The sequence below is a fragment of the Mangrovimicrobium sediminis genome (assembly GCF_004745945.1).
GTDB classification, from domain to species: domain Bacteria; phylum Pseudomonadota; class Gammaproteobacteria; order Pseudomonadales; family Halieaceae; genus Mangrovimicrobium; species Mangrovimicrobium sediminis.
The window spans coordinates 40,417-67,100 of record NZ_SRLE01000005.1 but is presented as its reverse complement, the minus strand read 5'-3'; the positions used below and the strand labels follow the sequence as shown (position 1 = coordinate 67,100).

The following is a 26,684-nucleotide window of genomic DNA, read 5'->3' as shown; positions in this document are numbered from 1 at the left end:
ACCCCATGCCATTCGCCGCAATCATCATCCTCGGTTTTGTCGCGCTGTTCGTCGTCATCCTGCTGGTCAAGGGCATCCGCATCGTGCCCGAGCAGTCGGTGATGATGATCGAGCGCCTGGGCCGCTATCACAAGACACTGGAGCCGGGCCTGAACATCATCATCCCGGTGATCGACCAGCCGCGGCAGATTCCCTGGCGCCGCACCCACAAGCAGGACGGGGAGAAATTCTTCGTGGTGACCACCATCACCAACCTCGACCTGCGCGAACAGGTCTACGACTTCCCCTCGCAGTCGGTGATCACCCGCGACAACGTCGGCATCCAGGTCGACGCCGTGGTGTACTTCCAGATTACCGTGGCGCGCGACGCGGTCTACGAGATCGAGAACCTGCCCATCGCCCTGGAAACCCTGACCCAGACCACGCTGCGCAACGTGATCGGCGAAATGGACCTCGACGACACCCTCACCTCGCGCGAGAAGATCAATGCCAGCCTGGTGGAGACCATCGGCGCGGCCGCCCAGTCCTGGGGGATCAAGGTGAACCGGGTGGAAGTGCAGGACATCATCCCGCCGGTCGACGTGCTCACCGCCATGGAACAGCAGATGAAGGCGGAGCGCGAGCGCCGCGCCCGGGTGACCGAGGCAGAGGGTTTCAAGCGCGCCGAGGTGCTGCGCGCCGAGGGTGAGCGCGACGCCAGGGTCGCCACCGCCGAGGGTGAGCAGCGCGCGTTCGTCCTCGAGGCCCAGGGCGAGGCCGAGGCCATCGAGCGCCTGGCCCTGGCGGAGCAGCGCAAGCTGCAGCTGGTCAAGGAGGTCATGCAGGACGATTTCGCCGACTACCTGGTCGGCATCCGCTACATGGAATCGATAGACCGCATGGCCAAGAACGACAACGTCGTGTGGATGCCGCACAGCGCCACCGACCTCGCGTCCTTCATCGGCGGCTACCGGCACCTGCTCGAGCGCAAGCCGGCCGGCCCGCTTGCGGTGACCGAGGGCCGCAGTGAGTAAGCCCGCCGCTGTCGCCCATCCCGGCGGGCTGCTGGAGTCGCTGGTGCTCGCCCCCAGCGGGCTCTCGCAGTCGCAGCTGGCGCGTCACCTGGGCTTCAACCAGCCGCAGCCGGTCAACGAACTGGTCAAGGGCAAGCGCAATATCACGCCGAAAATGGCGCTGCTACTGGAACGCCTGACCGCCAGCGCCTACCCGGCTGAATTCTGGCTGCTCGCGCAATTGCGCTGGGACCTGGGCCAGGCGCGGGACTCTGTGTCGCCTTCGCGGATCAACCTGGTGCAGGCACTGGAACTACCCGAGGCGGACACACTGCCGCTGGAAGACCTCGCAGCACAGCTGCGCGGCATGGGCTAAGGCGACTCACTCGCCCTTGCCCGCGGGCGGTGCACTGGTCAGCACCTGGGTGAAGCGCTCGAACGCGGCGTCGCCGTCGGTGCGCAGGCAGACAGCGATCGGCGGACCGTCCGCGGCGACGAGCACGGCGCCCGCGCTCTCGGCGTCGAGGTCCTGGCGCGGTGCGCCGTCCCAGCGCTGCGCCGGCATGCTGCGGTCGGAACCGGGCTCCCAGGGCGATTCGGTGGCGCCGTGGGCGACCGCCAGCGGCATCGGCTCGCTGCCGCAATAGGTCGCCCGGTCGGTCACCGCCAGCGCCGCCAGCACATCCCAAAGATAGTACTCGCCGGAGGCGATGAACCAGTCGTTCTTGTCGAGAATCGCGTCCCAGAAATGCGCGGAGGGGTTATTGGCGCGGCGCTTGAAATCCGCCGCGAACTCCGCGGTCACGCGCACCGTGTTGGTGACGTCCAGCCCGACCATTTCCACCGGCAGGCCGGAGCGCAGCAGGATGTCCGCCGCCAGCGGGTCGACGTAAAAGTTCCACTCCGCCTTGCGGTTCGGGTGCCCGTCGGTAAACCCGGGCACCAGGATGTTGCCGGGCACGTGCAGCGAGCCGCCCATGATCACCACGCGGCTGACCTTCGCGCGGTCCTCAGGGTAGCGCTGCAGCCACTGGGCGATGTTGGTCATCGGCCCGGTGGCGAGCAGGACCACGGGCTCTTCGCTGGCCTGCAGGGTGTCGTGGATCAATTCCACCGCGTGGCGCGGGTCCGGGGCCTGCTCGCTGTCGGGAATTTTGACGCCGGAAAGAATATCCATGTCCTCCTGCCAGGGCACCGGAAACACGAAGTAGCCGTCCAGGGGCCAGGGGTCGCCACAGCTCACCGGCACCTCGGCATCCAGCCCTTCCAGTTTGAGCAGGGCCAGGGCGTTGCGCTCGGCGGGGGCGCAGTGGGCCTCGCCGCTGCCGGCCACGGTAACCGCGAGCAGTTCCACCGCCGGCTCGCGCGCCAGGTAGAGCAGCGCGGACCAGTCGTCGATGGCCATGTCGTTGTCGAAGATTACCGGTGTCGCGGCCTGGCCCGGCACCGCTGCGCCGAGCAGCGCGCCGCACAGGCCGAGCGCCGCGAACGTGAGCCCGCCGCGGTCGCACCCATTGCGCGCGGACCGCGCACCGATGGCCCGCCGGCCGGATTCAAACCAACTTTCACCCATTGCCGGACTCCCCCACCTGTTGGTACTGCCGCGCCATCGCCAGCAGCGTGTTCATCAGTGCGGCGCCCGCAGCGCCGACATCGCCCACCTCGACACTCTCGGCCGGGTGGTGGCTGATACCGCCGGCACAGCGCACGAAGAGCATGCCGATGTCGGTGATACCGTCGAAACTCATGGCGTCATGGCCGGCGCCGCTGACCAGCGACACCGGCGTCAGGCCCATGTCCTGCAGCACGTCCTCCATGGTGCGCTGCAGGTGGCTGGCGCAACTGACCGCCGAGGCGTTGTGGGTCTCGGTCCACTCCACCTGCATTTTGCGCGCCTTCACCATGGCGTCGATCTCCTCCTGCAACTGCGCCAGCGCAAGGTCGCGGGTCTGGTCGCGGCCGGAGCGGATGTCGATGGTCAGGCGGCAATCGCCAGCGATCACGTTGGGTGCACCGGGCCAGCACTGCAGCGCGCCCACGGTGGCGACGATCTCATAGTGCCGCGCGGTACTTTCCACCAGCGACACCGCGCTGGCGCCGGCGACCAGTGCATCCTGGCGCATGTCCATGGGCACGGTGCCGGCGTGGCCGGCGCGGCCGCGGATATTGACCACGAAACGCCGCGCGCCGGCGATGCTGGTGACCACGCCCAGGGGCTGGTGTTTTTCCTCGAGCAGCGGCCCCTGCTCGATGTGCACCTCGAGGTAGGCGTGCAGGGCCTCGCCGCTGCGGTCGCAGGCGCCGATAGCGGCGGTGTCGCAACCGAACTCGAGCAGCGCGGATTCCAGGGTGATGCCGTCGACATCGGTGAGCTTCAGCCAGTCGTCGTTCCAGCGCCCGGCCACCGCTCGGCTGCCCATCAATGTGGTGCCGAAGCGTGAGCCCTCCTCGTCGCCGAAGCCGACCAGGTCGACGTGAAACGGCAGGCGGTGGCCGTCGCTGGCCAGCTGGCCGAGCGCCTCCACCGCCAGCACCACGCCGAGAATGCCGTCGTACTTGCCGGCGTTGGGCACGGAGTCCAGGTGCGAGCCGATGATCACGGTCGGCGCCGCTGGGTCGTCGCAGGGCAGGCGTCCCCAGATATTGCCGGCGTGGTCCTGCCAGCAGTGCATGCCGGCCTCGCCCATCCAGTCGCGCACGGTGGCGTTGCACTGCTGGTGCTCGGCGGTCAGGTAGCCGCGGGACACGGCATTGGGCATGGCGCTGTAAGTGGCCAGCAGGTCACAGCGCTGCATCACGCGCTGGGCGCCGGGCAGGCAGGCGTCCGCCGCGTAAACGGCGTTGGGCCCGGGCGCGCTGCGCGGCTCAGCCATAGGCCGCCAGCGCCGCGGCGCGCGCAGCGCCCGGACTCAGCGGGTGGCGCGCGCCGATCAGGCACTGCTCGAGGGCGGCCAGGGTGAGGAAGACCGCATCCGGGCGCGCGTTGTAGCCCATCACGCCGATGCGCCAGATCACCCCGTGCAGGGGCCCGAAGGAGGTACCGATCTCGATGGCGTACTGCTCCAGCATCTGTTTGCGCACGCTGTCGCCGTCGACTCCCTCGGGAATATACACGCCGACCACGTTGTTCATGCGGTGGGCCTGGTCGCCGTACAGCTTCAGGTTCATGGCCGCGAGGCCATCGGCCATCGCCTTGCCATTCACCCGGTGGCGTTCGATCACACTGTCCAGCCCCTCGGCCAGCAGCAGCCGCGCACACTCGCGGGCGCAGAACAGCATGCTCGCCGCCTCGGTGTGGTGGTTCAGGCGCTCCTCGCCCCAGTAATCCATGATCATCGCCAGGTCGAAGTAGTTGGAGGCGATGCGCGCGCCCTCGCCCTCCTCGTGGTGCGCGGCGAGAATGCCCTTCTCCACGTGGTGGCGCTTGCGGATCTCCGCCACCGCGGCCTCGCCAAGGGTGACCGGCGCGCTGCCCGAGGGGCCGCCGATGCACTTCTGCAGGCCGACGCTGACCGCGTCCAGGTGCCATTCGTCCACCAGCAACTGGTTGCCGGCGATGGAGGCGGTGGCATCGCAGTACAGCAGCACGTCCTTGTCGCGACACACCTCGCCGATCTCCGCCAGCGGCTGGCACATGGTGGTGGAGGTGTCGCCCTGCACCAGTGCCACCAGGCGCGGCTTGAAGCGGTCGATGGCCTCGGCCACCTGTTCCGGTTGCAGCACCTCGCCCCAGGGCACGTCGATGGTCTGCACCACGGCGCCGCAGCGCACGGCGATCTCCTGCAGCAGGGCGCCGAAGCGGCCGAAGTTGCCGACCAGTACGCGGTCGCCCGGCGCCAGCAGCGACACCAGGCAGGCCTCGATGCCGCCGCGCGAGGTGCTGTCGACGAGGAAGGTCCACGGGTTCTGTGTGCAGAACACGCCGCGGTAGAGCTGCATGGTCTCGTTCATGCAACGCGTCATGTCCGGGTCGAACTGGCCGACCAGCTGGTGCGACATGGCGCGCAGCACGCGCGGGTCGCAGTTGATCGGCCCCGGGCCCATCAGCAGGCGCTGGGGCGGAGAGAAGCCCTCCTCGGGGCCAGTGTGCGGAAGTTGGCCTTTCATGTTCTCGTCTCGTTGTCTGCAGCGGCGGCTGCGCGGCTCAGGCGAAGGTCTGCCACAGCATGCGCACGCCGACGATAATCAGGAACACCGCGAATACGCGCTTGAGCGTGGCGCCGTCGAGCTTCGCGCCCAGGCGCACACCCAGCGGCGCCATCAGCGTGGTCATCGGCACGATCACCGCGAAGCCCGGCAGGTTGACCAGGCCCAGGGTACCGGCCGGCGCATCCGCCGGGGTGACGCCCTGCAGCAGCATGACCAGCGCGCCGGGCACGGCGATGACCAGCCCGAACACCGCCGCGGTACCCACGGCGCGGTGCGTGGGCACGTTGCACAGGGTCATGGTGGGTACGCCCAAAGTGCCGCCGCCGATGCCCATCATCACGGAGAAAAACCCGATACCGCCCGCCATGCCCATCTGCCCGGGGACGCCGGGGAGGCTCTGGAACACCGCCGGCGCATTGGCGCGCAGCAGCATGTTCAGCGCCACCAGGATCGCGACGGTACCGAAGATCGCGGTGAGCAGCAGGCCGCCGGAGCGCGCCGCCAGCAGGCTGCCGCAGATCACGGCGATCACCATGGGCGCTACCCACAGGCGCAGTAACGCAGTGTCGACATTGCCCCGCGCATGGTGGGCGCGGGCGGAGGAAATACTGGTGGGGATGATGGTCAGCAGCGAGGTGCCGGTGGCCACCAGCATCGCCGAGCCGGGTTCCATGCCCAGCGACTGGAACACCAGGTACAGCACCGGCACGATGACGATGCCGCCGCCGACCCCGAGCAACCCGGCGAGCACACCCGCAATCGCACCGGTCAGCAACAGGGCGAGGATCACCGGCAGCCATTCGCCGAGCAGGGCCAGGATCTCGCTCATGCAGCACCTCCCGCGGCGACGCTGTGCAGCGCGGCGCCGTCACTGCGCGGGTCGCTGGCCGCCTCCACCGACGCGTCCGGTGACAGGCAGATAGCGCCGGCATGGCCCATCATCTCCACGTGCTGCGGTACGCACTTGACCGCGTGGCCGCGCGCGGCGAGCTCGTCGCCGATGCGCCGGAACAGGGACTCCTCGATTTTGAGGTCGTTGTCGCTGTCGCCCCAGGTACGGCCCAGCAGCCAGCGGCCGTCGGCGATGGCCTCGGCCAGCGGCACGTCCTCCCAGTAATAGCGCGAGAACAGCGCCGCCTGGGTTTGCGGCTGGCCCTCGCCGCCCATGGTGCCGTAGACCATGCGCCGGCCGTCGGCGCAACGCGCGGCGGCGGGGTTCAGCGTATGGAAGGGCTTGCAGCGCGGGCGCAGGCAATTGACGTGGTCCGGGTCCAGGGAAAAACTCAGCCCGCGGTTATTCCACACCAGCCCGGTGCCGGGGATGACCACCGCGCTACCGAACTCCCAGTACACGCTCTGGATAAAGCTCACCATCCAGCCCTGGTCATCCAGCGCGCCCATCCACACGGTGTCGCCGTGGGCCGCCTCGCGCGGCCAGGGTGCGGCGCGTTCGCCGTCGACCTCGCCGGCCAGCGCGGCAATGTGTTCCGCCTGCAGCAGCCCGGCCCAGTCGGGGGAAAGGTGCTGCGGGTCGCAGACCTGTGCATCGCGCACGGCGAAGGCGTGCTTGGTCGCCTCGACCAGGCAGTGCACGCGGTCCACTTCCCGCGCCTGGGGCAGGCGCTCGCGCAGTTGCTGGTAGATGCCGAGGATCAGCAGGGAGGCCACGCCCTGGGTGGGCGCCGGCAGGTTGTACAGCTGTGCGCCGTCGATATCCAGTTGCAATGGGGCGACGCGCCGGGCGCGGTAATCAGCAAAATCTTCCGCCGCCAGCGGTGAGCCCGCAGCGGCCAGCCCCGCCTGCAGGGTGCCGGTCAGCGAACCGCGGTAGAACGCCTCGCTGCCCTCGCGGGCGAGGGTCGCAATGAAATCGCCAAGTTCGGGATTACGCAGCGTGTCGCCCGCTGCAGGGACGACCCCGCCGGGCAGGAACAGGCGGCGGAACTCGTCGCTGCCGCTGTCCTCCGCGGCGAGTTTCTCGCAGGCGGCGACCAGGGTTGTGGTGACTTCGATACCGTCGCGCGCCATGGCGATCGCGGGGGCGAGCAGCTCGGGCAGGGGTCGTACCGCCAGCCCCGCTTCGCCCGCGACCTCGCGCGCCACGCGCCAGCCATCGACGGTACCGCCCATGCACAGGGCTGCGGCGCCACCGCGGCCGGGAATTGCCGCGAGACCGCGTTCGGCATACCACTGCGGTGTCGCTGCAGCAGCGGAATAACCGCAGGCGTCAATGGCGATGGGTTCGCCCTGCGGCGGGCAGACCAGCCAGAAGCCGTCGCCGCCGAGGCTGTTCATATGGGGATAGGCGACGGCGATGGCCGCCGAGGCGGCGACCATGGCGTCAACCGCGCTGGCGCCGTCGGCGAGCAGGGCGTGCGCCGCCCGCGCCACGTCGGCGTGGGGAGCGGTGAACGCGACCGGGCCGCCAGTTGCCAAGGTTGATGCCGCCTGCGTCAGTGAATCGGGAGGAGAAGTATAGCCGCTGCCGGGTCAGCGATTCGCCGCCAGCCAGTCGGACTGGCGCTTCATCTCGTCGGCGTAATTCATCCAGTTGCCCGCGCTGCGCTCGGTCTTCTTGAAGGTACGCGCCTTGCGCAGCGCGTCCTTGCCGGACTTGAACTCGCCCTGCTCGACCTTGGCGATACCCAGCAGCAGGTAGGCCTTGCCCTTGTCGTCATCGTCCAGCTGCGCGCGCAGGGCCTTGGCCACCGCCGCTTCCGCCTGCGCCCACTGGGTCGCGTCGACGTGGATATTGGCGACCTTCATCCAGGCCTCACCGCTGTTGAAGGTCTCGCCGATCTCGCTGTAGGCGGCCACCGCGCGTTCGCGCTCGCGGGCCTCCACCCAGGCCTGGGCGAGCATTTCCATGTAGGTCTCGTCGCGCGGCAGCAGTTCCTGCTCCATCGCCGCCTGCAACAGGCGGCCGCCGTGCTCGGGGATGCCGCGCATCACGCACAGCTGGATCAGCGACTTCACCGTGCTCTCTTTTTCCAGCACGTTGAGGTCGAAGGCGATCTTCAGCGTGGCCAGGGCGTGGTTGCGATCGTCCTGCACCATGTACACGCTGGCCAGCTGCTCCCAGTAGGCGCCCTTGTCCGGCCACAGCTTGACCATGCGCTGCAGCGTGCGCGTGGCCTCCGGGTATTTCTTCAGTTCGAAGTAGTCCGCGGTGAGCAGCTGATACCATGCCTCGCGCGGCTTGTCGGTGGCCGCCACCGCCTTCTCCGCGTAGGGCGCGGACTCGGCGTAGCGCTTCACCTGGGCGTAGATGTTGGCCATGAACATGTACTGGTCGGGCTTGGGCGCCTCGAGCTGCTTGAACCAGTCCTCGGCGAAGCTCAGCGCCTCGTCGAACTGGCCGAGCGCGGCGTGCAGCTGTGCGACCATGTAGCCGACGTTATACACCACGTTCTGCGGCAGGCGCTCGGTGCCCAGGGCGCGCTTCAGGTAGTCGATGGCCTTGGGAAAGTCCTCCCGCGACATCTCCACGTAACCCAGGGTCTGCAGGGTCAGCGCCTGGTCCAGGCTGTCCGCCTCGACCTCGCCGAGCAGCGTTTCCAGGCGCGTAACGGCACCGCGCGTATCCCCCGCCGCCATCACTTCCTGGATTTCAGTGAGTTCCTTGTAAGTCTTGGTGCTGACCGAGCTCGGCCCCGCCAGTGCCGGCGCCCCCACGCCGAGCACCAGCGCGAGCACGATCCCCGCTTTGCCTAACCCCCGTTGCAGGCGCCGCATCAGCCTCCCCCCAGTTTGAATTCGATAGTCTGCTTGGCCCGCTGCGCGACCGGGTTACCGTCGACGATCTTGGGCCGGAATTTCCAGCGTTTGATGGCGTCCAGCGCCGACTGGTCAAACAGCCGCGGCGGATCGGACTCGATCACCTCGGCGCCCTCCACCGTGCCGTCCGGGCGAATGGTCACCGCCAGCGTCACGTAGCCCTGGATGCGCGCCTGCTTGGCGCCGCGCGGGTACACCGGCGAGGTGCGCACCACCGGGATGACGTCGGTGTCGAAGCCGGCCAGGCCCTGGCCCTGCTGCAGCGCGCCGAGGTATGGACCGTCGCCGGAGTTGATCGGGATGCCGATGGTCGGCATGTTCATGCTCAGGTTCGGGTTGACGTTGGTCATGTCCGAGCTCAGCTGCGGCGTCTCCGGCGGCGCCTCGGGCGGCGGCGGTTCGTTCAGCTTGCGCTCCTTGGTGCGCGTCTCCTCACTCTGGTCCACGCGCACGAAGTTGAGGTAGGCGCGCTCGCCATCGGGCTTTTCCAGGATGGCGTCGGCGCGGATCATCACCTGCATCAACACGAACAGCGACAGGCCTACGACGCAGGCCAGCGCGAAGGTCGCCGCCGGTTTCAGTACTGCCTGCACGTATCAGCCCTCGTCCGCCGCCACTGAAACGCTTTCCGCGCCGGCCAGCCGCGCCTGGTCCATCACCTCGATCAGGGTCTCGGTCTTGGATTCGGCGTCGGCGACGATGATCACCGCCGCGCCCGGGTTCTCGGCGAGGCCGCGCTCGACGTTGGCGCGCACCGCGCGCTTGTCCACCTGGCGCTTGTCCATGAAGATCTGGTTGGCGGCGGTAATGCCGATCTGGATGCTGTTGGACTCGGTCACCACCGCGGTGTCCGCGTTGGGCCGGCTGACGTCCACACCCGCCTCCTTGACGAAGGTGGAGGTGACGATGAAGAAGATCAGCATGATGAACACGACGTCCAGCATCGGCGTCAGGTCGATCTGGCTCTCTTCTTCCTCCAGCAGCATGGAATCAATGGAGTCGCTCATGCGGTGACCTCCTGGTCAGCAATTTTCAATGTTTCCGCCAGGCGCTGTTTTTCCCGGCGGTAGCGCCGGTCCAGTTGCGAGGCGAAGGGGATTGCAATAAGGGCCACGACCATGCCGGCCATGGTCGGGATGGTGGCGGCGCTGACGCCGTCGGCCATGGCGCGCGGGTTGCCCGAACCCATGAAGGCCATGACGTCGAACACCTGGATCATGCCGGTCACGGTACCGAGCAGGCCGAACATCGGCAGCAGGGCAATCAGCGCGGGGATCAGGCCGAGGTTGCGCAGCATTTTCACTTCCACCTCGGAGATCATGCCGCGGCGCTGGGTGAGCGCCAGCCAGGAGCGCTGGTCCGCGCGTTCGTCCCAGCTGGCCAGGGCCTGGGCCACCTCGCCGTCGTGCTCGCGGAAGTAGTACCAGAAGCGCTCCAGGATGAGCCACCACAACCAGATGGAGAGCAGCAGGATGGCGTACAGTACGTCGCCGCCCTTATCCAGGAAATCGCGGAATGAACTGACAATCTCGAACATGGAATCAGGCCTTGAGCTGCGCGTCCGCTTCGGCTTTCTGTGCCATCAGCGCCGCGGACTGCTCGCCGATCACCTTGCTCATGGCGGTGACGCGGCTGGACAGGATGCTGTGGCTGAGCAGCAGCGGGATAGCGGCGACCAGGCCGAGTACCGTGGTGATCAGCGCCTGGGAGATACCGCCGGCCATCAGCTTGGGATCGCCGGTGCCGAACAGGGTGATCGCCTGGAAGGTGCCGATCATACCGGTCACCGTACCCAGCAGGCCCATCAGCGGCGCCACCGCGGCCAATACCTTCACGATGGGCAGGCCCTTGCGGATTTCCGAGACATCGCGGAACACCACTTCATCCAGCTTGCGCTTGATGGTCTCCAGGTCCAGGTGCTTGTTCTCGTAGTACACGTTGAGAATGCGACCCAGCGGGTTGTCGTTGTTGTAGTGGTCCATATCCTTGAGCTGGGCGCGGATGCGCGCCTGGGTGCGCGACAGCGCGAGCAGCCGCACCAGCACGATGGCGAGGCCGATGATGCCCACCACGATAATCGCGTAGCCCACGGTCTTGCCCTGCTCCACGCGCTCCATCAGGCTCGGCGACTGCACCAGCAGGCCGAGCAGCGCGCCGCGCGAGGGATCGAGGTAGAAGCCGACTTCCTGGCCCGGGCCCGCGGAGGACAGTTCAGCGGCGGTCTTGCGCACGTAGCCCTGGGGCTGGCGCGGCAGTTCCACCACCTGGTCGCTGTCGGAGATGAAGTTCAGGTACTTGTCGCCGCTGACCATGTTGAAGGTGCCGACACGGGTGACCTCGGCGGTGTAGTTCTCGCCGCTGGGCTCGACAATGGAAGACTCAAACTTGCTGACCTCGCCGGAGTGGGCGATCTCCTGCAGCAGCAGCTCCCACAGGGCGCGCATCTGCGGAATGGTGGGCACGTCCTCGCTCTTGGCCAGTTCGTCCGCCACCGGCTTGCGCTCCGGGTACTCGACGGTGATCAGTGAATCGTAAAGGGCGGTCTGGGTGTCGTCCGCCATCTGGCGGAACACGCCGAACAGTTCGCCGAGGTCGCCGGTACGGCGGTCCAGGGTGGCCTGCAGTTCGGCCAGGGCGATCTCGTTCTCGTCGAACTTCGCCTTGAGTTCATCGCGCAGGGCTTCCTGCTTTGCGACTTCGGCCTCGGCCTGGCGCTGCAGGGTTACCTGCTCGCTGGCGGCGGCCTTGAACTTGGCCTCGCGCTCGCGGTTGCGCTTGGCTTCCTCGGTCTGGTTGTTCTCGACCTTCTTCAACAGGTCCAGCAATTCCTGGCTGCCCTGGGCCGCGACGGGCAGGGACACAGCGGAGGCGGTGACGGCGATGGCCAGTCCGGCCAGCAGTTTACGGGTGCCGGCGAACGGTTTTTGGATAAGAGTCATTACGCGCCCTCCGCGCTGTTGATCGGCAGTCTCAGCAGGCTCGGCGGCGCCTGTTTGCGCGCCACGCGCAGGCCGTCGCGTACGGAGCGGCGGTAGCTGCCGTCCAGCACTTCCCAGCTGCCGCGCTGGCTGTTCCAGCGGCCGCTCTCGGAACCGTCCAGGGTCTGGTAGTACAGGCCGACGCGGCCGATACGCAGGAAGTCCACCGAGCGCACATCGCCGCTGGAATTCAGCTCACCGCGGTAGGCCTCGATGGTGCGGCCGTAGTCGGCCTCGATGGTGTAGGCCTCCATGATGCGGCGGTATTTCTCGCCGGCGGTCACGTCGGCGCGGTCGATCATGCCGCGCAGGCTTTCGATGCGCTCGATGCGCTCGTCGCGCAGGAAGGGCACGTCGGCCTCGACGATGCTCTCCAGGGTGTCGGTCATTTCGATCATGAACGGCAGGGCGCCGGTCTCGATGCCCTCGATCTCTTCGGTCTGCCGGGTGATGGAGGCGATCTCGGCCTCCTGGGAGTTAATCAGCTTCTGCAACTGCTGGTTATAGATGGACAGGCTCTCGGCGCGCTGGGTGGCGACGCGGTAGGCCTGCAGCGAGGTGGCAGCCTGCTCGTCGAGCTTGTCGATCCGGTCCTGGCTGGCGGCCGCCGCGCTGTCGGTCTTGACCTGGGTCTCGATGGCGGCCTCCTGTGCCAGCGCCCCGAGTGGGAACGCCAGTGACAACAGCAAGGCCAGGTGACGAAGGGAATTCGCTTGGTGCATTGTGCTGCAACTCCTGACTCAAAAATTGAACGCTCAGTACAAGGTCGGGCGGCCGTCCCGGCACTGGCGAAGTGACTAATGCCGTGAGGTTCAGCAATAACCGTGCCACGAAACCTTTTGTGCACGTGTTACAGTAGCTGCACGGTCATGGCGGGCACAGGCACGCCCGGCATGCCGTATCGCCCCTTTCAAATCTTGTCCAACTGGACAGGTTTTGATCCAGACTGGTGCGCCGCCCGCACACGCCGCTCGACAACAGTGCATCGGCGCCCGCGCTTGCCGACCATTCCACCACCGGCTGCACCGCGTCCGCGGCGTGGTACGCTCCTTGCTGTGCCACAAGCCACAACCGAGGCCAGACCCAGGGAGACCACTGTGCAGCCGACCGACCCCTATCCCCGCGACATGCTCGGCTACGGCCGCGAGGTGCCGCGCTTCGCGCTGCCGGGCGATGCACGCATCGCCGTGCAGTTCGTCGTCAACTACGAGGAGGGCGGCGAGAACTGCGTGCTGCACGGCGACCCCGCTTCGGAGACCTTTCTCTCCGAGATCATCGGCGCCGCCGCCTTCCCCGACCGCCACATGAGCATGGAGTCGCTCTACGAGTACGGCAGCCGCGCCGGCTTCTGGCGCCTGCACCGGCTGTTCACCGGGCTCGAGTTACCGGTAACCGTGTTCGGCGTGAGCATGGCCCTGGCGCGCAACCCGGAGGCGGTGGCCGCCATGCGCGAGGCGGACTGGGAGATCGCCTGCCACGGCCTGCGCTGGATCAGCTACCAGGACATGCCGGAGGCCACCGAGCGCGAACATATCCGCGAGGCTATCGCCCTGCACACCGAACTCACCGGCGCGCGCCCGCTGGGCTGGTATACCGGCCGCGACAGTCCCAATACGCGCCGCCTGGTGCTGGCCGAGGGCGGCTTCCTCTACGACTCGGACTCCTACGCCGACGACCTGCCCTACTGGGTGGACGGACCGGAGGGCCCGCACCTGGTCATCCCCTACACTCTGGACACCAACGACATGCGCTTCGCCAGTCCCCAGGGCTTCAACTGCGGCGAGCAGTTCTTCACTTATCTCAAGGACGCCTTCGACGTGCTCTACGCCGAGGGCGAGAGCGCCCCGCGACTACTCAACATCGGCCTGCACTGCCGCCTGGTCGGGCGCCCGGCGCGCTTCGCCGCGCTGCGCCGCTTCGTCGAGTACGTCCTCGCTCACGAGCACGTGTGGGTGTGCCGGCGCAGCGATATCGCCCGGCACTGGCACACCAACTACCGGCCGGCGGGCTGAGCCTCCGGCGTCCGTGCCAGCGGCAACAGCCATTCCAGCAAGATGGCGCAGGCGGCGCCGGTGGACACCGGGAAGCCGAGCAGCAGCCGCGCCTGGTCCGGCAGCGGCAGCACCGCCGCCAACTGGCTCAGCAGTAAACCGCCGGCAATACCGCCGCCGGCCACCCACCAGCCGCGCCGGTCGAGGGCGCCGCTGCGCAGGATATTCACCCCGGTCAGCGCGATCAGCGCGAACATCAACAGGGTCGCGCCGTAGATCACCGGCGTGGGAATCACCTGGAACACCCCCGCCACCACCGGCAGTGCGCCGAGCAGGATGAGCAGCCCCGCCACCACGTAACCGATATGGCGGCTGGCGATACCGGTGAGGCGGATGACACCGTTGTTCTGGCTGAACGTCGTATTGGGGAAGGTAGCGAACAGCGCCGCCACCAGTGAATTGAAGGCGTCCGCCACCACCCCGCCGCGGATGCGCGCCCAGTAGGCGGGGCCGCTGGTGGGCAGGCGGCTGAGCGCCTGGGTCGCGGTGAGGTCGCCCACGGACTCCATCGCGGTGACCAGGAAAATCGGCATCAGGGTGAGGAACACCGAAAGATCGAAGGTCATGCCGTAGCGCAGCGGCACCGGCACGAACACCCACTGCAGCTCGCGCAGCGCGGAGAAATCCACGTCGCCGAGGAACAGCGCCAGCAACAGCCCGGTGCCCAGGCCGCCCATGACCGCGCACATGCGGCACCAGGGGTTGCGCCACAGGGCCAGGGCGATGGTTACCGCGAGCACCGTGCCGGCCAGTAACAGCACTTTCCAGGCCTCGCCGGCGGCGACCGCCGCGCCGTATACCCGGTGCAGGTTCTGCAGTGTGGTCAGGGTCAGGGTGAGCCCGAGCAGGACCACGGTGGCGCCGGTCACAGCCGGCGTGATCACCCGTCCCAGGCGATGCAGCTGGCGGCCCAGCCCCATCATCAACACCGAGCAGGCGGCCGTGGAGCCGAAGATCGCCGCCAGCCGCTGCTGGTCGCTCCACTCGCCCGGCAGGGCATGCCAGGCGAAAAGGATGGCGCCGATAAAGGTGAAACTAGTGCCCTGGATGGAGAGCAGGCCGGAGCCGACACCGCGCCAGCTGGAGATCTGCACGATGGTCGCCAGCCCGGAGATGAGCAGCGCGGAGGTCACCAGGTAATTGGTGTCCGCCACCGACAGGCCCATGCCGGCGGCGATGATCAGCGGCGCGGTGACGATGCCGCCGAACACCGCGAGCAGGTGCTGGAAGCCGGCCAGCAGGGCGGTCGGCCAGGGCGGCACTTCCTGCCAGCCGTACAGCGGCTCGCGCCATTCGGCGACGCCAGGTGTTTCGCTCAAGGGCGAGCGCTCCCGGTGATGGCTGCAATGGCCGGCACGGCGGGGCTCAGCTCCAGAAATCCCGGTGCAGGGCGACGATCTCCTCCTCCACCTCGGCGAACGGCCCCCACACGCGAATACCCTTCTGGCTGTGCTCGAAGATGTAACGGCAGGGCACGTCCATGGTCGGGTTCTTGTCGCTGCTGCCGGTGAGTTCCAGCAGGCGCGCCTCGGAAATGCCGTACACCAGCCGGCCGATGTTGGCCCAGTATTGGGTGCCGGCGCACATGGCGCAGGGCTCGGCGGTGGTGTACAGGGTCATGCCCCACAGCTCCTCGGCACTGAATTTCTCCGCGGCCAGCCGCGCCAGGGTCGACTCGGCGTGGTTGACCACATCGAGGTTGCCCTGCTCGAGCAGCACGCTGGTGTGGTCGGCGGCCACCAGCACGGCGCCGAAGGGGTGGTGGCCGGCCTCCAGCGCGCGCCCGGCGACGGCGTTGGCGCGGCGCAGGTTGGCCAGCATCTGGCCCTGGCTGGGATCGTTGCCGGGGGGCGGCGGTAGATCGGTCATGGCTTTCTCTTTCTCCATCGCGGTGGCGTGCTCCAGTGCGGCGGCGTGCGGCGCCAGGGCGCCCGCCAGCATCAGGCCGATCGGGCCGAGCAGCGAACCCTGGACGAAACCGCGGCGGTCAGGACGCATCGTCGTGCGCCTGCAGCGCGGCGAAGTTGGCGCCGATGCGCTGGTTCAGGTAGTCGCGGGCGAGGATCGGCGGGTACTTCTCCTGCGGCCCGCGGATCAGCTGGTCGCAGTTGGCCTGGGCGAAGAAGGCCAGGGTGTAGCGGTCGCCGGCGTCCTCGCCGGCCAGCGGCATGCGCACCCGGTGCAGGGTGGAGCGCAGCTGGTCGTCGCTCCAGCGCATCAACATGTCGCCGATGTTGCAGGTGATGCGCGCGCTGTCCGGCGGCACCGGTGTCCACGCGCCGGACTCGCGCTCCTTGCCGGGGCAGACCTGCAGGCCACCCTGGCCGTCGCGCTGGAACAGCAGGGTGAGGCAGTCGAAATCCGTGTGCGCACCGGCCCGCCACTGGCCGCCGGGGGTGTCACCGCCCTCGCTGCCGAAGTAGTGCAGCAGGCGCAGGGTGCTCTGGTACCTCGGCGAGGACGGGTCGTGGGCCGCGGTGAAGAAATCATCGGCGAAGCCCAGCTTGCGCGCGAAGCTCGACAGCACACGCATGGCCAGGCGCCAGGCCTTGGCTTCGAACAGCAGCATGGCCTCGCGGAAGCCGGCGAGTTCCTCGTCGTCCGGCCACAGACCATCCATACGCGGCCGCGTCACCTGGTAGGACTCCTTGTGATCCGCCGTACCGGTGGAGGGCCGCACCTGCGCCATGTACTCCCAGCCCGCGTTGCTGGCCTCACGCAGGGGGTACTGCTGCTTGACCTCCCTGGGCAACTCGAAGAAGGCCTGCGCCATGGCAAAGGCGCGGTCCAGCTCCGCGGCGCCGAAGCCATGGCCGACCAGCTGGAAAAAGCCGTGGTTTTCTGCGGCGTCCCACAGCAGGTCGTCGATTTCCGCCTGGCTGTGCACGCCCTCGCTGAGGTCGATGACCGGGATGCTGCGCGCGGCGTCCTCGGTGCCGGCGCCGCCCATGCGCTGTTCACGGCGCAGCTCTTCAAGCAGTTCGGGCGCCGGCGCGGCAGCCGGTCCGGATGCGTTGTCGCTCATAAAATATCGCTCGTAGTCAGTGAGTTTCGTCGGCGGGCGCGGGGCCGGCCTCAGGCAGGTTGAGGAACAGCAGCGTGCCGAACAGGCACATGATGAAGCGGAACGCGGCCTGCTGGCCGTTCCAGCCTTCCGACTGCCACATCAGGAACCACTCCGCGCCCACCGCCATGAAGCCGCCGAACCACAGGGCGATGCCCAGCACCATGCCCCAGCTCGCCAGCATGGCGGCGCCCCGGTACTGCGCCGCGGGGGCGTGGCGCGCGGCGAACAGGGCGCGGGCGCCGAGGGCGCTGATGATGCCGACGGCGAATTCCATGGCGATGATCAGCCAGTAGGCCAGGTGGTGGACCCAGGGGCTGTCGATGGCGCGCCACATCAGGCGGTTGCCCTCGAAGGTGGTGTCCATGCTCAGCACGTGCTGCACGAACTGGAAGTTGGAGTTGTAGTCGGTGACGTTATTGGCCGCCACCAGCAGGGCGAACACCGCCACCAGCGCGGTGAGCAGGGCTTTCATGCAGCGGGGCCCGGCGGGCGCCTGCAGCAGTGGGTGATTCACGCAATCTCCTTAAACGGGCGCAGCCCGGACAGATAGCGGGCGCGGCCCGAACAGAACTCTCGACGCCATGCGGCGCATCGGGCATCATCGCAAGCAAGATTGATGCCCGGGTGCGCAAAGCGCCCGCGGTACAGGCCCGGACCGCCCCCGCGCCCCCGCCAGCGTCAACGCCCATCCGCGAAATCTTGATCGTTTGGCACATTTTTCGAGCGCGGCGCACTGCATCGGTGCGTTGTGCCTGTGCCAATCCCCCGAAACAGCCCGTGTTTCCAGCCCCTTGCGCATGGCATGTTCCTTGCTGCGAACCCCGCCAACCAATGCCCAACTTAGAACCAACCGGTAGGAAAACACCTTGAATCGCTGCAGTCCCGAGTTTCTCTCCGCCGCCGCCGACATTGTCGGGGCCCAATTCCTCGAACTCGCCCCGCGCGCCCTGCGCTCCGGCTCACGCGATTGCTTCCATTTCTCGCCGGTACTGACGCCGCTGCTGGACGACTGCCAGGCGGACGCCATCGCCTTCCCCGCCAGCCAGGAGGAACTCGCGGCCCTGATCACCCTGGCCGTGCGCGAGCAGGTGCCGCTCACCCCGCGCGGCGGCGGCACCGGCAACTACGGCCAGGGCGTGCCGCTGCACGGCGGGCTGATGATCAACACGCGGCGCATGAACCGCATCATCGACCTGGATGCAGACCACGCCCGCGTCGAAGCCGGGGTCAACCTGTGGACCATCGAGCAGCGTGCCGCCGACTGCGGCGGTGAGCTGCGCATGTTCCCCAGCACCATCGGCACCTCCAGCGCCGCAGGCTTCATCACCGGCGGCAGCGGCGGGATCGGCTCGGTCAACTGGGGCATGCTGCGCGACCTCGACAACGTGCGCGGGGTGAGCATCCTGACCATCGAGGAACAACCCCAGCGTGTCGAGCTGGGCGGCCAGGAGGCGCTGCGCGATGTGCTGCACAACTGCGGCCTCACCGCCTTCGTCACCGAGGTGGACTTCGCCCTGGCCCCGCGCCGCGACTGGCAGCAGTACATCTTTGCCGCCCCGGACTTCGCCACGGTGGTCGCCGCCGGCGCGGCTGCGGCGGCCGACCCGGCGCTGTCCAAGCGCCTGGTCAGCGCCTTCGAGTGGCCCATCCCCAGCTACTTCAAACCGCTGGTGAAACGCGAGGCCTGCCCCGAGGGCGAGGCCCTGCTGTTTCTGATCAGCGACCAGGACCCGGACACCGTCGGCGCCTGGATGGCCGAGCGCGGCCTGCGCAACACCTACCACCAGCCGGCGCCGGAACTGCCGCTGGGCGGCAAGGGCTTCCAGATCTACGACTTCACCTGGAACCACACCACCCAGTGGGCCATGAAGTTCGACCCCTCGCTCACCTATTTGCAGGAGGGTTTCGACATGGCCCGGCTGCAGGAGCAACTGGACCTGCGCAAGGCTAAATACGGCGACAGCGTGCAGACCCACCTGGAGTTCGTCACCGACCCGGAGAGCGGCGCGGTGAGGGCGGCGGGCCTCGCCGTCGTGCGCTTCGAGAACAAGGACGCGCTATGGGAGCTGATGGCCTGGAGCGAGGAGAACGGCATCACCATCGCCAATCCGCACACCCACTACCTCGACGAGGACGTGCGCTGGTACAACCCCGGCATGCTCACCGCCAAGGACCGCTGGGACCCGCAGCACCTGCTCAACCCCGGCCACCTGCACGCCCTGGAGCAAGCGTGAACGAAGGCAGCAGCCAGGCCTTCGACCTGCTGCTGCGCGACCTGCGCCTGCCCGGCCAGAGCGGCGCCCACTGCCTGGGACTGCGCGACGGGCGCATCGCCCACCTCGGCGCGGACGCCGACCTGCCCGCCGCCAGCGTGCGCAACGCGGGCGGCGCCCTGGCCCTGCCCGGACTGGTGGAACCCCACGCTCACCTGGACAAGACCTACAGCCACGACTGCCACCTGGTGTCCGGCAGCAGCGGCCGCGGCGCGCTGTGCGACGCCATCGCCGCGATGCGTGAATACAAGCGCCAGCGCAGCATCGAAGATGTCGTGAGTCGGGCAGAGCGCGCACTGCAACGGGCGGTCTCCGCCGGCGTGTGCTACCTGCGCTCGCACATCGACCTGGGCAGCGCGGAGGAACTCGCGGTGCTCGACGCCATGCTCGGCCTGGCCCAGCGCTGGTCCGGGCGCATCACCGCGGAATTCACCGTGCTCGGCAACCTCGCCGACGCCGACGGCCGCGCGATTTTCGCCGAGGCCCTGCAGATGGGCGCTGTCGCGGTCGGCGGCACGCCGGCCCTGTGCGCGGCGCCGGAAGCGGCAGTGGACGCGGCGCTGGACCTGGCCACGCAGTACGGCCGCCCCCTGGACCTGCACATCGACGAGACCGAGGACCCGGCCAGCCCCTGCCTGCGCCATCTCGCACAGCGCTGCATCGAACTCGACTGGCGCGGCCCGGTGGCCGCCAGTCACTGCTGTTCGCTGGGCTTCCTGCCCGACGCACAGCGCGCTGAAGTCATCGACCTGGTACAGCGCGCCGGCATCAGCGTGATCACCCTGCCCGCCTGCAACCTCGTATTGATGGGGCGCGAAGCACAACCGACCCCGCGCGGCATTCCCCCGGTCGCAGAACTGCTGGACGCGGGCATCAACGTCGCAGTGGGCGGCGACAACGTGCAGGACCCCTTCCAGCCCTGGGGCGATTACGACCCGCTGGCACAGAGCGCCCTGCTCGCTCACGTGGCGCAGCTGGACGGCGCGGACAGCGCCACCCTGCTGGCACTCGCCAGCGCCAACCCGGCGCGGGCGCTGGGGATCGAGGCGGCGACGCTCGCCGTCGGCAGCCCCGCGCATTTTTCCCTGCTCGACTGCGCCGACCTGCGCGCCGCCCTGTGCGAGCGCCCGCTGCGCCGCGCAGTGTATTTCGCCGGGCGGCCGGTACTGGAACAGACCCTGTCCACGCAGTGGCTGCCCACCGCCATGGAGGCCTCGTGATGTCCGTCACCGTCGATGCCCAACCCGCCCCCGTCGCCCTGGACCCGGCCGCCACCGCCCTGCTGGTGATCGACATGCAGCGGGATTTCCTCGAGCCCGGCGGCTTCGGCGAATCCCTGGGCAACGACGTCTCCCTGCTGCGCGCCTGCGTCGAGCCCTGCGGCCGCCTGATGCAGGCGATGCGCGCCGCGGGCGTGCCGGTGCTGCATACCCGCGAGGGGCACCGCCCCGGTTTGGAAGACGTGCACCCGGAAAAACAGGCGCGCTGTGCGCCGGGCCGCAAGATCGGCGACGCCGGCCCCATGGGCCGCATCCTGGTACGCGGCGAGGCGGGCCACGACATCATCGAAGAACTTTATCCATTGCCCGGCGAAGTGGTGATCGACAAGCCCGGCAAGGGCGCCTTCTTCGCCACCGACCTGGACCTGCTGCTGCGCAGCGCCGGGGTGCGCGACCTCATCGTCTGCGGCGTGACCACCGAGGTGTGCGTGCACACCACAGTGCGCGAGGCCAATGACCGCGGCTACCGGGTGCTGGTGCCCGGCGACTGCTGCGGTTCCTATTTCGAGGAGTTTCACAAGGTGGGCCTGGCAATGATCAGCGCCCAGGGCGGCATCTTCGGCGCAGTGACGACCGCGGACGCCATTATCGAGGCTTTCGGGGGGAAGCGAGATGGACACGACGACAAAGAGGGATTTTAAACCGCGTTTCTGGTCACCGGGGGACTGGAACGCGCTGTTCGGCTTCGGCACCAACATCCTGGTCAACCTGCTGGTGCTCACCGGCCTGCTGCGTTTCGCACTGCAGATGCCGGACGATCTTGTATTCGGGCGCATCCTGCCCGCCACCGGCCTGATGCTCTGCCTGAGCACCGTCTACTACGCCTGGCTGGCCTACAAGCTGGCGAAGGAAACCGGCCGCGACGACGTCTGCGCCCTGCCCTCGGGCATCGGCGTGGCGCACATGTTCATCGTGATTTTCGTCATCATGATGCCGATCATGGCGCGCACCGGCGACCCTTACGCGGCGTGGGAAGCGGGCCTGGCCTGGGTGTTCATCCAGAGCATCATCCTCATGCTCGGCGGTTACATCGCGCCCATTATCCGCCGCATTACACCGCGGGCCGCGCTGCTCGGCACCCTGGCCGGCGTGTCCGTGACCTTCATCTCCATGCGCCCGGCGCTGGAGATGTACGGCGCGCCGCTCATCGGCCTCACCTGCTTTTTCATCATCCTCGCCGGCTGGTTCGGCAACGTGCGCTACCCGGGCGGCATTCCCGCGGGGCTGGTCGCCATCGCCGTGGGCACCGCCATCGCCTGGGGCGCCGCGGCCATGGGCCTGGAATACGGCGGCATGTCGGTGGACGCCATCGGCGCGGCGATCGCGGACTTCGGTTTTTCTGTGCCCATCCCGGCCATCGGCCACACCTTCTCCGGCTTCGAGTACCTCGGCATCCTGCTGGTCACCGCGGTGCCCTTCGGCATCTACGACCTGGTGGAAGCCATGGACAATGTGGAGAGCGCCGAGGCCGCCGGCGACAGCTACCCGACCCACCGGGTGGTGGTCGCGGACGGCGTGGTGAGCATGATCGGGTGCCTGATGGGCAACCCGTTCATCAACGCCGTTTACATCGGCCACCCGGGCTGGAAGGCCATGGGCGGGCGCATCGGCTACTCGGCGGTGACCGGTATCAGCGTGCTCATCCTGTGTTGCTTCGGTATCCTCTCGCTGATGCTGGCGCTCATTCCCGTGGTCGCCATCCTGCCCATCCTGCTCTACATCGGCATGCTGATCGGCGCCCAGGCGTTCCGCGAATCGCCGGGGCGCCACGCACCGGCGATCATCCTCGCCCTGGTGCCGCACCTGGCGGCCTGGGCCAAGACATTGATCGATGGTGCCCTGGGGGCCGCTGGCACTTCCGCCCACGAGGTGGGCCTGTCCGAGCTGGCCACGGTGGGCGTACTCTACGAGGGCCTGGAAACCCTGGGCGGCGGCGCCATCCTCGGCGGCCTGGTGCTCGGCGCCATCGCCGTGTTCGTCATCGAGCGCGATTACCTGCGCGCGGCGGCCTTCAGCCTCGCCGGCTGCCTGCTCAGTTTCTTCGGTTTCATGCACGGCGAGGCGGTGGGCTGGGCGGTATCGCCCGGCCCGGCGGTGGCCTATGCCCTGCTGGCCATCGGCGCCGGCCTGCACGCCATGCGCGGTACCCGCGAGGTGCCGGTGCCGGCCGGCTACGAGGGTCCCGCCGAAGGGGACAGTACGGGCGATCTTGCCGAACAGGAGGCGCGATGAAACAGGTGGACATGGACATGCTGGAGCAGTTGTCGGCGCTCGCCGGCGTGGACATCCCGGAAGACAGCCGCGCGGGTGTGCTCGCTCACCTGCGCGTGGCCCAGGGCATGGCGGAAAAAGTCTTCGCCGCGCCGCTGCCGGCGGACGCACTGGAACCGGCGCCGGTATTCCGGCCCTGGTCGTGCTCCGGTCTCGACAACCATGACTGACGCGAACCTGCCACTGGCCGCGGATATCGCCGACGCTGTGCGCAGCGGTGACATTTCCGCCGCGGCGATCATCGCCGACACCCTGGCGAGCATCGAGGCACTGAACCCCACGCTCAACTGTTTCACCGAGGTGCTGGCTCAGCGCGCCACCGAGCGCGCCGCGCAGCTGGATGCCCGGCGCGCCGCCGGACAGGATCCCGGCCCGCTGGCCGGCGTGCCCTTCGCGGTAAAAAACCTGTTCGATATCGCCGGTGTGACCACCCTGGCAGGGAGCAAGATCAACCGCGACAATCCGGTGGCGACGCGCGACGCGGTACTCGTCGAGCGCCTGGAAAACGCCGGCGCGATCCTGGTCGGTGCGCTGGCCATGGGCGAGTACGCCTACGACTTCACCGGCGAGAACGAACACTACGGCGCCTGCCGCAACCCCTGGGACCCGGCGCGCATGAGCGGCGGCTCCTCCTCCGGTTCCGGCAGCGCCACCGCCGCGGGCCTGGCGCCGATTTCGCTGGGCTCGGATACCAACGGCTCGATTCGCGTGCCGTCTTCCCTGTGCGGCCTGTTCGGGCTCAAACCCACCTACGGCCGCCTGCCGCGCACAGGAAGCTACCCCTTCTGCGACAGCCTGGACCACCTCGGCCCGCTGGCGCGCAGCAGCGCGGACCTGGCGCTGGCCTTCGACTGCCTGCAGGGTTTCGACGCCGGCGATCCGGCCTGTGCCGAACGCCCGTCGCTACCCACCCATGAGCGGCTGGACCTCGGCGTCGATGGCCTGCGCTGCGCAGTGGCCGGCGGCTATTTTGACTGCACCGCCTTCCCGGAAGCGCAGGCGGCAGTAGCACAGGTCGCCGCGGCACTCGGCGCATCCCGGGAACTGGAACTGCCCGGCGCCGACGCCGGCCGCTCCGCCGCCTACCTGGTCACCAATGCCGAGGGCGCCGCCCTGCACCGTGAACGGCTGCGCCAACGACCGCAGGATTTCGATGCGGACACCCGCGACCGCTTCCTCGCCGGCACCCTGTGGCCGGCGGGCTGGTACGTGCGCGCCCAGGCGGTGCGCCGCTGGTGGCTGGAGCAGATGCTGGCGGTGTTCCGCGAAGTGGATATTGTCATCGCACCGGCCACGCCCTGCTGCGCCCCGGCGGTGGGTACCACGACACTGAATGTGCGCGGGGAACTGCAGGCACTGCGACCCAACCTGGGCCTGTTCACCCAGCCATTTTCGGCGGTGGGCCTGCCGGTGGTGTCGGTGCCGCTGTGGTCGGAATCGGCGGGGCTGCCGATCGGTGTGCAACTGGTCGCCGCGCCCTGGCGCGAGGACCTGTGCCTGCGCGCGGCGCGCGCACTGGAAACCGCGGGAATTACGCTTCGGGCGACGCCGCCAGTGTCCAGCGCAGGTAGCTGACCAGCCCGTCCAGTTCGCCGGCCTGCAGGGTCTCTTCATACACCGGCATCTTGGTGCGCGGGAAGTAATCCGTCACCCGCTGGATCAGTTGGCGCAGCTGCGCGTCCTGCAAACTCAGCACCATGCCGCCGGGGCGGTCCAGGGGCGGGCCGAGCGCACCGCCGCGACCGGCCAGGCTGTGGCATTTCAGGCAGTGATCGACATAGGTGCTGTGGCCCAGGCGCACCGCCGCGGAAGCGCTGGCATCCGGCGTCGGCGGCAGGTAATCCGCCTCGGGCACCACGCGGGTCAGCTGGTAGGGCCAGGGCAGGCGCTCGACCCTGGTGTCGTGCTGTGCATCTTCAGGCGACGTGTCGCGCAGGCCCCACACCAGGTAGAACGGGTCGAAGTCGACCACCTCACGGCCGTGCGGGTAGAGCAGCCAGTTGTGACCCGGGCTGGGCGCGGCATCGCCCAGCGCCAGCAATGGCTCCAGATCGGGATCGGCGAGCAGTTGCGCCGGCAGGGCGATGCGGTAACCGTCGATACACTCGAGGATCAGCGCCTCGCCGCTCATGCCGAAACTCTCCAGAACCGGCCGCAGCGGCACGCCGCGATAGCTGCGCACCGCGTCGTACTGCGGGTCGAACACGGTCATGGTGCGCTCGCCGAAGCGCGCCACCAGCTGCGCCACCGGGATACTGTGTTCGGCGCCGTCACCGTCGGTGAGCAGCAGGTTGCGCGGGTCCGCGAGGGCGCCCGCGGACCACAGCAGCAGGCCGAACAGGCCGGCACACAGGGCGCGCAGTGCTTTTTTTCCGGTCACGGCCACTTCGCTCGCAGGTCGAGCAGTCACTGCGCTACCAGTCACCGCGGTCGCGCAGGTTGGACAGTGGGTAGGCGGAGACTTCCTGCAGCAACTCGGCGAGGCCGCGGCTGTAGTGCTCCACGTACAGCGCGCCGAGTTCCGCGGTGGCGCGGGTGGCGTCGCCGGAACAGCCCAGCGGGTGCAGGTCGTTGGACAGCCAGCCCATGTAGGTGCTGCCGAGCACGCGCAGGCGCTTGAATTCGGTTTCCACGTCCGCCAGCAGACCGCGGAAATTCTCCGCCTTGTCCATCTTCACCAGGTCCGGGCGCAGGTGCAGCATGATCGAGGTTTCGACCTGCCCGGCATGGATGCCGTGGCGGCGCTCGTCGTCGGGGACGTCCGCATCCGGCGGGCCGAAGCTCCAGCCGCTGCAGCCGACGCTGAGCATTTTGTGCTTCACGCGCAGCTCGCGGCAGCAGATCTCCATCACCTGCGGCTGGCCGCCGTGGGCATTGAAGAACACCAGCTTGCGCAGGCCCGAACGCGCCACGCTGTCGCCAATTTCCATCCAGCTGCGCAGCAGGGTCTCGGCGCTGTGGGTGACGGTGCCCTCGAACTGCATGTGCTCGGTGGACTTGCCCACCGCCTGGGTCGGCATGACCAGCAGGGGCACATCGTCTGGCACCAATTTTGCTGCTGCGATACACAGCGATTCGGCGATGGTCGCGTCGGTACTGACCGGCAGGTGCGGCCCGTGCTGTTCGATGGCGCCCACCGGCAGCAGCGCTACCGTGTGCTCGGGGTCGAGGTGAGTGAAATCTTCGGTGGTGAGGTCCTGCCAGAATCGCATGTTGTACCAGTTGCTCCAGTTTTCAGAAATTCAGGTGGCCCGGTGTTCAGCACCGTGCCCCGGGTAAAAAAGCGGGAACGCATCCATGCCTGCACTCGACAGTCCTTCGTCTATCCACCCGCCGTTCGGGAACTACGCCCACGGCTTCGAAATTCCCGCGGGATCGCGCCTGCTGACGACGTCCGGGCAGCTGGGAATAAGCAAAAACGGTGCCATACCAAAGGAGGCGCAAGCGCAGGCGGAACTGTGCTTCGACGCCATCGAGGCGATCCTCGCCGAGGGTGGCATGGGCCTGGAAAACATCGTGCATTTACGCGCCTTCGTCACCGCGCGCGAATTCTTCCAGCCTTACATGGCGGTGCGCGAGCGGCGCCTGGGCGGGCGCACAGTGGCCTCGACACTGGTGATCGTCGGTGGCTTCACGCGGCCGGAATTCCTCGTCGAGATCGAGGCGCTGGCCGCTGCACCGGTCGCGGGGTGACCGCACAATGTTGGTGCGGACGTGGCTCGGCCGCGGTGCGCAAGATACCGGCAGTAACCGCCCAAACACCCGGCGAGGCGCGCCAGCCCCTGTATTTACCGAGTCAATCCTATTTTTGACCTTTTAGTCAGGTTTTGGCACAGCGATTGCATT

At 68.2% G+C, this 26,684-nt stretch carries 27 protein-coding genes; 10 read left to right on the top strand and 17 right to left on the bottom strand.

Features of this window, described 5'->3' with window-relative positions; all coding sequences use genetic code 11:
- The first annotated feature begins 5 nt into the window (after positions 1-5).
- The gene (locus tag E4634_RS05225; RefSeq protein WP_135441564.1) at positions 6-1,013 is read left to right on the top strand and encodes an SPFH domain-containing protein; all 1,008 of its coding nucleotides are present in this window, start codon (positions 6-8) and stop codon (positions 1,011-1,013) included.
- Positions 1,006-1,368 carry a HigA family addiction module antitoxin gene (locus E4634_RS05220; protein ID WP_135441563.1) on the top strand — a complete coding sequence of 121 codons (363 nt, stop codon included), beginning with the start codon at positions 1,006-1,008 and terminating at the stop codon, positions 1,366-1,368. The genes E4634_RS05225 and E4634_RS05220 overlap by 8 nt, the downstream gene beginning before the upstream one ends.
- A gap of 6 nt (positions 1,369-1,374) precedes the next feature.
- On the opposite strand, the gene E4634_RS05215 is transcribed toward E4634_RS05220, so the two are convergent.
- Genes E4634_RS05215 through E4634_RS05165 form a run of 11 tightly spaced genes read right to left on the bottom strand, consistent with a single transcriptional unit; the run spans position 1,375 to position 12,618 of the window.
- Entirely contained in the window at positions 1,375-2,565 is a 1,191-nt protein-coding gene (locus E4634_RS05215; RefSeq protein WP_135441562.1) for a nucleoside hydrolase, read from the bottom strand.
- Positions 2,558-3,865, bottom strand: a complete 1,308-nt coding sequence (locus E4634_RS05210) for an allantoate amidohydrolase (protein ID WP_135441561.1) — start codon at positions 3,863-3,865, stop codon at positions 2,558-2,560. The genes E4634_RS05215 and E4634_RS05210 overlap by 8 nt, the downstream gene beginning before the upstream one ends.
- Positions 3,858-5,099, bottom strand: a complete 1,242-nt coding sequence (locus tag E4634_RS05205) for a pyridoxal-phosphate-dependent aminotransferase family protein (protein WP_135441560.1) — start codon at positions 5,097-5,099, stop codon at positions 3,858-3,860. Before E4634_RS05205 ends, E4634_RS05210 begins: the two co-directional genes overlap by 8 nt.
- A 37-nt stretch (positions 5,100-5,136) precedes the next feature.
- Positions 5,137-5,970, bottom strand: a complete 834-nt coding sequence (locus tag E4634_RS05200; protein ID WP_135441559.1) for a sulfite exporter TauE/SafE family protein — start codon at positions 5,968-5,970, stop codon at positions 5,137-5,139.
- On the bottom strand, positions 5,967-7,577 hold the full coding sequence (locus E4634_RS05195; protein ID WP_240725097.1) for a gamma-glutamyltransferase family protein: 1,611 nt from the start codon (positions 7,575-7,577) through the stop codon (positions 5,967-5,969). The genes E4634_RS05200 and E4634_RS05195 overlap by 4 nt, the downstream gene beginning before the upstream one ends.
- Positions 7,578-7,631: 54 nt before the next feature.
- Positions 7,632-8,876 carry a tetratricopeptide repeat protein gene (locus E4634_RS05190; RefSeq protein WP_135441558.1) on the bottom strand — a complete coding sequence of 415 codons (1,245 nt, stop codon included), beginning with the start codon at positions 8,874-8,876 and terminating at the stop codon, positions 7,632-7,634.
- Positions 8,876-9,511, bottom strand: coding sequence for an energy transducer TonB (locus E4634_RS05185; protein ID WP_240725096.1), 636 nt, complete (start codon positions 9,509-9,511; stop codon positions 8,876-8,878). The genes E4634_RS05190 and E4634_RS05185 overlap by 1 nt, the downstream gene beginning before the upstream one ends.
- A gap of 3 nt (positions 9,512-9,514) precedes the next feature.
- Positions 9,515-9,925 carry an ExbD/TolR family protein gene (locus tag E4634_RS05180; protein ID WP_135441557.1) on the bottom strand — a complete coding sequence of 137 codons (411 nt, stop codon included), beginning with the start codon at positions 9,923-9,925 and terminating at the stop codon, positions 9,515-9,517.
- Positions 9,922-10,455: a MotA/TolQ/ExbB proton channel family protein gene (locus E4634_RS05175; RefSeq protein ID WP_135441556.1), complete on the bottom strand. Its 534-nt coding sequence runs from the start codon at positions 10,453-10,455 to the stop codon at positions 9,922-9,924. Before E4634_RS05175 ends, E4634_RS05180 begins: the two co-directional genes overlap by 4 nt.
- A 4-nt stretch (positions 10,456-10,459) precedes the next feature.
- Positions 10,460-11,857, bottom strand: a complete 1,398-nt coding sequence (locus tag E4634_RS05170; protein WP_135441555.1) for a MotA/TolQ/ExbB proton channel family protein — start codon at positions 11,855-11,857, stop codon at positions 10,460-10,462.
- Positions 11,857-12,618: a DUF3450 domain-containing protein gene (locus tag E4634_RS05165; protein WP_135441554.1), complete on the bottom strand. Its 762-nt coding sequence runs from the start codon at positions 12,616-12,618 to the stop codon at positions 11,857-11,859. Before E4634_RS05165 ends, E4634_RS05170 begins: the two co-directional genes overlap by 1 nt.
- A gap of 375 nt (positions 12,619-12,993) precedes the next feature.
- On the opposite strand from E4634_RS05165, the gene puuE reads away from it, so the two are divergent.
- A complete protein-coding gene (puuE, locus tag E4634_RS05160) occupies positions 12,994-13,908 on the top strand; it encodes an allantoinase PuuE (protein ID WP_434783495.1) in 915 nt (304 codons plus the stop codon).
- Here puuE and E4634_RS05155 read toward each other — a convergent pair.
- The 4 genes from E4634_RS05155 to E4634_RS05140 are packed head-to-tail and all read right to left on the bottom strand — an operon-like array spanning position 13,890 to position 17,528.
- Entirely contained in the window at positions 13,890-15,266 is a 1,377-nt protein-coding gene (locus tag E4634_RS05155; protein ID WP_167854774.1) for a uracil-xanthine permease family protein, read from the bottom strand. The two genes, puuE and E4634_RS05155, sit on opposite strands and share 19 nt — an antisense overlap.
- A 46-nt stretch (positions 15,267-15,312) precedes the next feature.
- Positions 15,313-15,945, bottom strand: a complete 633-nt coding sequence (locus E4634_RS05150) for a nucleoside deaminase (RefSeq protein WP_206046801.1) — start codon at positions 15,943-15,945, stop codon at positions 15,313-15,315.
- Complete coding sequence (locus tag E4634_RS05145; RefSeq protein ID WP_135441552.1) at positions 15,935-16,972, bottom strand: isopenicillin N synthase family dioxygenase; 1,038 nt, start codon at positions 16,970-16,972, stop codon at positions 15,935-15,937. Before E4634_RS05145 ends, E4634_RS05150 begins: the two co-directional genes overlap by 11 nt.
- 16 nt (positions 16,973-16,988) lie before the next feature.
- Complete coding sequence (locus E4634_RS05140) at positions 16,989-17,528, bottom strand: DUF2165 family protein (RefSeq protein WP_206046800.1); 540 nt, start codon at positions 17,526-17,528, stop codon at positions 16,989-16,991.
- A gap of 352 nt (positions 17,529-17,880) precedes the next feature.
- On the opposite strand from E4634_RS05140, the gene E4634_RS05135 reads away from it, so the two are divergent.
- From E4634_RS05135 to E4634_RS05110, 6 genes are read left to right on the top strand one after another with little or no spacing between them, the layout of a single operon-like run.
- Positions 17,881-19,248: an FAD-binding oxidoreductase gene (locus E4634_RS05135; RefSeq protein ID WP_135441551.1), complete on the top strand. Its 1,368-nt coding sequence runs from the start codon at positions 17,881-17,883 to the stop codon at positions 19,246-19,248.
- Complete coding sequence (locus E4634_RS05130; RefSeq protein ID WP_135441550.1) at positions 19,245-20,507, top strand: amidohydrolase family protein; 1,263 nt, start codon at positions 19,245-19,247, stop codon at positions 20,505-20,507. Before E4634_RS05135 ends, E4634_RS05130 begins: the two co-directional genes overlap by 4 nt.
- Positions 20,507-21,208, top strand: coding sequence for a cysteine hydrolase family protein (locus E4634_RS05125; protein ID WP_135441549.1), 702 nt, complete (start codon positions 20,507-20,509; stop codon positions 21,206-21,208). The genes E4634_RS05130 and E4634_RS05125 overlap by 1 nt, the downstream gene beginning before the upstream one ends.
- Complete coding sequence (locus tag E4634_RS05120; protein ID WP_206046799.1) at positions 21,180-22,799, top strand: hypothetical protein; 1,620 nt, start codon at positions 21,180-21,182, stop codon at positions 22,797-22,799. The genes E4634_RS05125 and E4634_RS05120 overlap by 29 nt, the downstream gene beginning before the upstream one ends.
- On the top strand, positions 22,796-23,008 hold the full coding sequence (locus tag E4634_RS05115) for a DUF4089 domain-containing protein (RefSeq protein WP_135441548.1): 213 nt from the start codon (positions 22,796-22,798) through the stop codon (positions 23,006-23,008). The genes E4634_RS05120 and E4634_RS05115 overlap by 4 nt, the downstream gene beginning before the upstream one ends.
- Positions 23,001-24,413: an AtzE family amidohydrolase gene (locus E4634_RS05110; protein WP_135441547.1), complete on the top strand. Its 1,413-nt coding sequence runs from the start codon at positions 23,001-23,003 to the stop codon at positions 24,411-24,413. Before E4634_RS05115 ends, E4634_RS05110 begins: the two co-directional genes overlap by 8 nt.
- Here E4634_RS05110 and E4634_RS05105 read toward each other — a convergent pair.
- Together E4634_RS05105 and E4634_RS05100 are read right to left on the bottom strand one after the other, a co-directional pair.
- Positions 24,370-25,218, bottom strand: coding sequence for a c-type cytochrome (locus E4634_RS05105; RefSeq protein WP_135441546.1), 849 nt, complete (start codon positions 25,216-25,218; stop codon positions 24,370-24,372). The two genes, E4634_RS05110 and E4634_RS05105, sit on opposite strands and share 44 nt — an antisense overlap.
- A gap of 34 nt (positions 25,219-25,252) precedes the next feature.
- Positions 25,253-26,050: a creatininase family protein gene (locus E4634_RS05100; RefSeq protein WP_135441545.1), complete on the bottom strand. Its 798-nt coding sequence runs from the start codon at positions 26,048-26,050 to the stop codon at positions 25,253-25,255.
- An 85-nt stretch (positions 26,051-26,135) separates the two neighbouring features.
- Between E4634_RS05100 and E4634_RS05095 the strand changes: the two genes are divergently transcribed.
- Positions 26,136-26,531, top strand: a complete 396-nt coding sequence (locus tag E4634_RS05095) for a RidA family protein (RefSeq protein ID WP_135441544.1) — start codon at positions 26,136-26,138, stop codon at positions 26,529-26,531.
- Positions 26,532-26,684 lie beyond the last annotated feature (153 nt).

Bases quoted from the DNA above. Each gene is read 5' to 3' on its own strand.
- E4634_RS05125 (WP_135441549.1), top strand. From the start codon at position 20,507: ATGTCCGTCACCGTCGATGCCCAACCCGCCCCCGTCGCCCTGGACCCG.
- E4634_RS05190 (WP_135441558.1), bottom strand. From the start codon at position 8,876: ATGCGGCGCCTGCAACGGGGGTTAGGCAAAGCGGGGATCGTGCTCGCG.
- E4634_RS05215 (WP_135441562.1), bottom strand. From the start codon at position 2,565: ATGGGTGAAAGTTGGTTTGAATCCGGCCGGCGGGCCATCGGTGCGCGG.
- E4634_RS05200 (WP_135441559.1), bottom strand. From the start codon at position 5,970: ATGAGCGAGATCCTGGCCCTGCTCGGCGAATGGCTGCCGGTGATCCTC.
- E4634_RS05175 (WP_135441556.1), bottom strand. From the start codon at position 10,455: ATGTTCGAGATTGTCAGTTCATTCCGCGATTTCCTGGATAAGGGCGGC.
- E4634_RS05100 (WP_135441545.1), bottom strand. From the start codon at position 26,050: ATGCGATTCTGGCAGGACCTCACCACCGAAGATTTCACTCACCTCGAC.
- E4634_RS05120 (WP_206046799.1), top strand. From the start codon at position 21,180: ATGGACACGACGACAAAGAGGGATTTTAAACCGCGTTTCTGGTCACCG.
- E4634_RS05165 (WP_135441554.1), bottom strand. From the start codon at position 12,618: ATGCACCAAGCGAATTCCCTTCGTCACCTGGCCTTGCTGTTGTCACTG.
- E4634_RS05170 (WP_135441555.1), bottom strand. From the start codon at position 11,857: ATGACTCTTATCCAAAAACCGTTCGCCGGCACCCGTAAACTGCTGGCC.
- E4634_RS05145 (WP_135441552.1), bottom strand. From the start codon at position 16,972: ATGAGCGACAACGCATCCGGACCGGCTGCCGCGCCGGCGCCCGAACTG.
- E4634_RS05150 (WP_206046801.1), bottom strand. From the start codon at position 15,945: ATGCGTCCTGACCGCCGCGGTTTCGTCCAGGGTTCGCTGCTCGGCCCG.
- E4634_RS05110 (WP_135441547.1), top strand. From the start codon at position 23,001: ATGACTGACGCGAACCTGCCACTGGCCGCGGATATCGCCGACGCTGTG.
- E4634_RS05210 (WP_135441561.1), bottom strand. From the start codon at position 3,865: ATGGCTGAGCCGCGCAGCGCGCCCGGGCCCAACGCCGTTTACGCGGCG.
- E4634_RS05225 (WP_135441564.1), top strand. From the start codon at position 6: ATGCCATTCGCCGCAATCATCATCCTCGGTTTTGTCGCGCTGTTCGTC.
- E4634_RS05115 (WP_135441548.1), top strand. From the start codon at position 22,796: ATGAAACAGGTGGACATGGACATGCTGGAGCAGTTGTCGGCGCTCGCC.
- E4634_RS05180 (WP_135441557.1), bottom strand. From the start codon at position 9,925: ATGAGCGACTCCATTGATTCCATGCTGCTGGAGGAAGAAGAGAGCCAG.
- E4634_RS05205 (WP_135441560.1), bottom strand. From the start codon at position 5,099: ATGAAAGGCCAACTTCCGCACACTGGCCCCGAGGAGGGCTTCTCTCCG.
- E4634_RS05095 (WP_135441544.1), top strand. From the start codon at position 26,136: ATGCCTGCACTCGACAGTCCTTCGTCTATCCACCCGCCGTTCGGGAAC.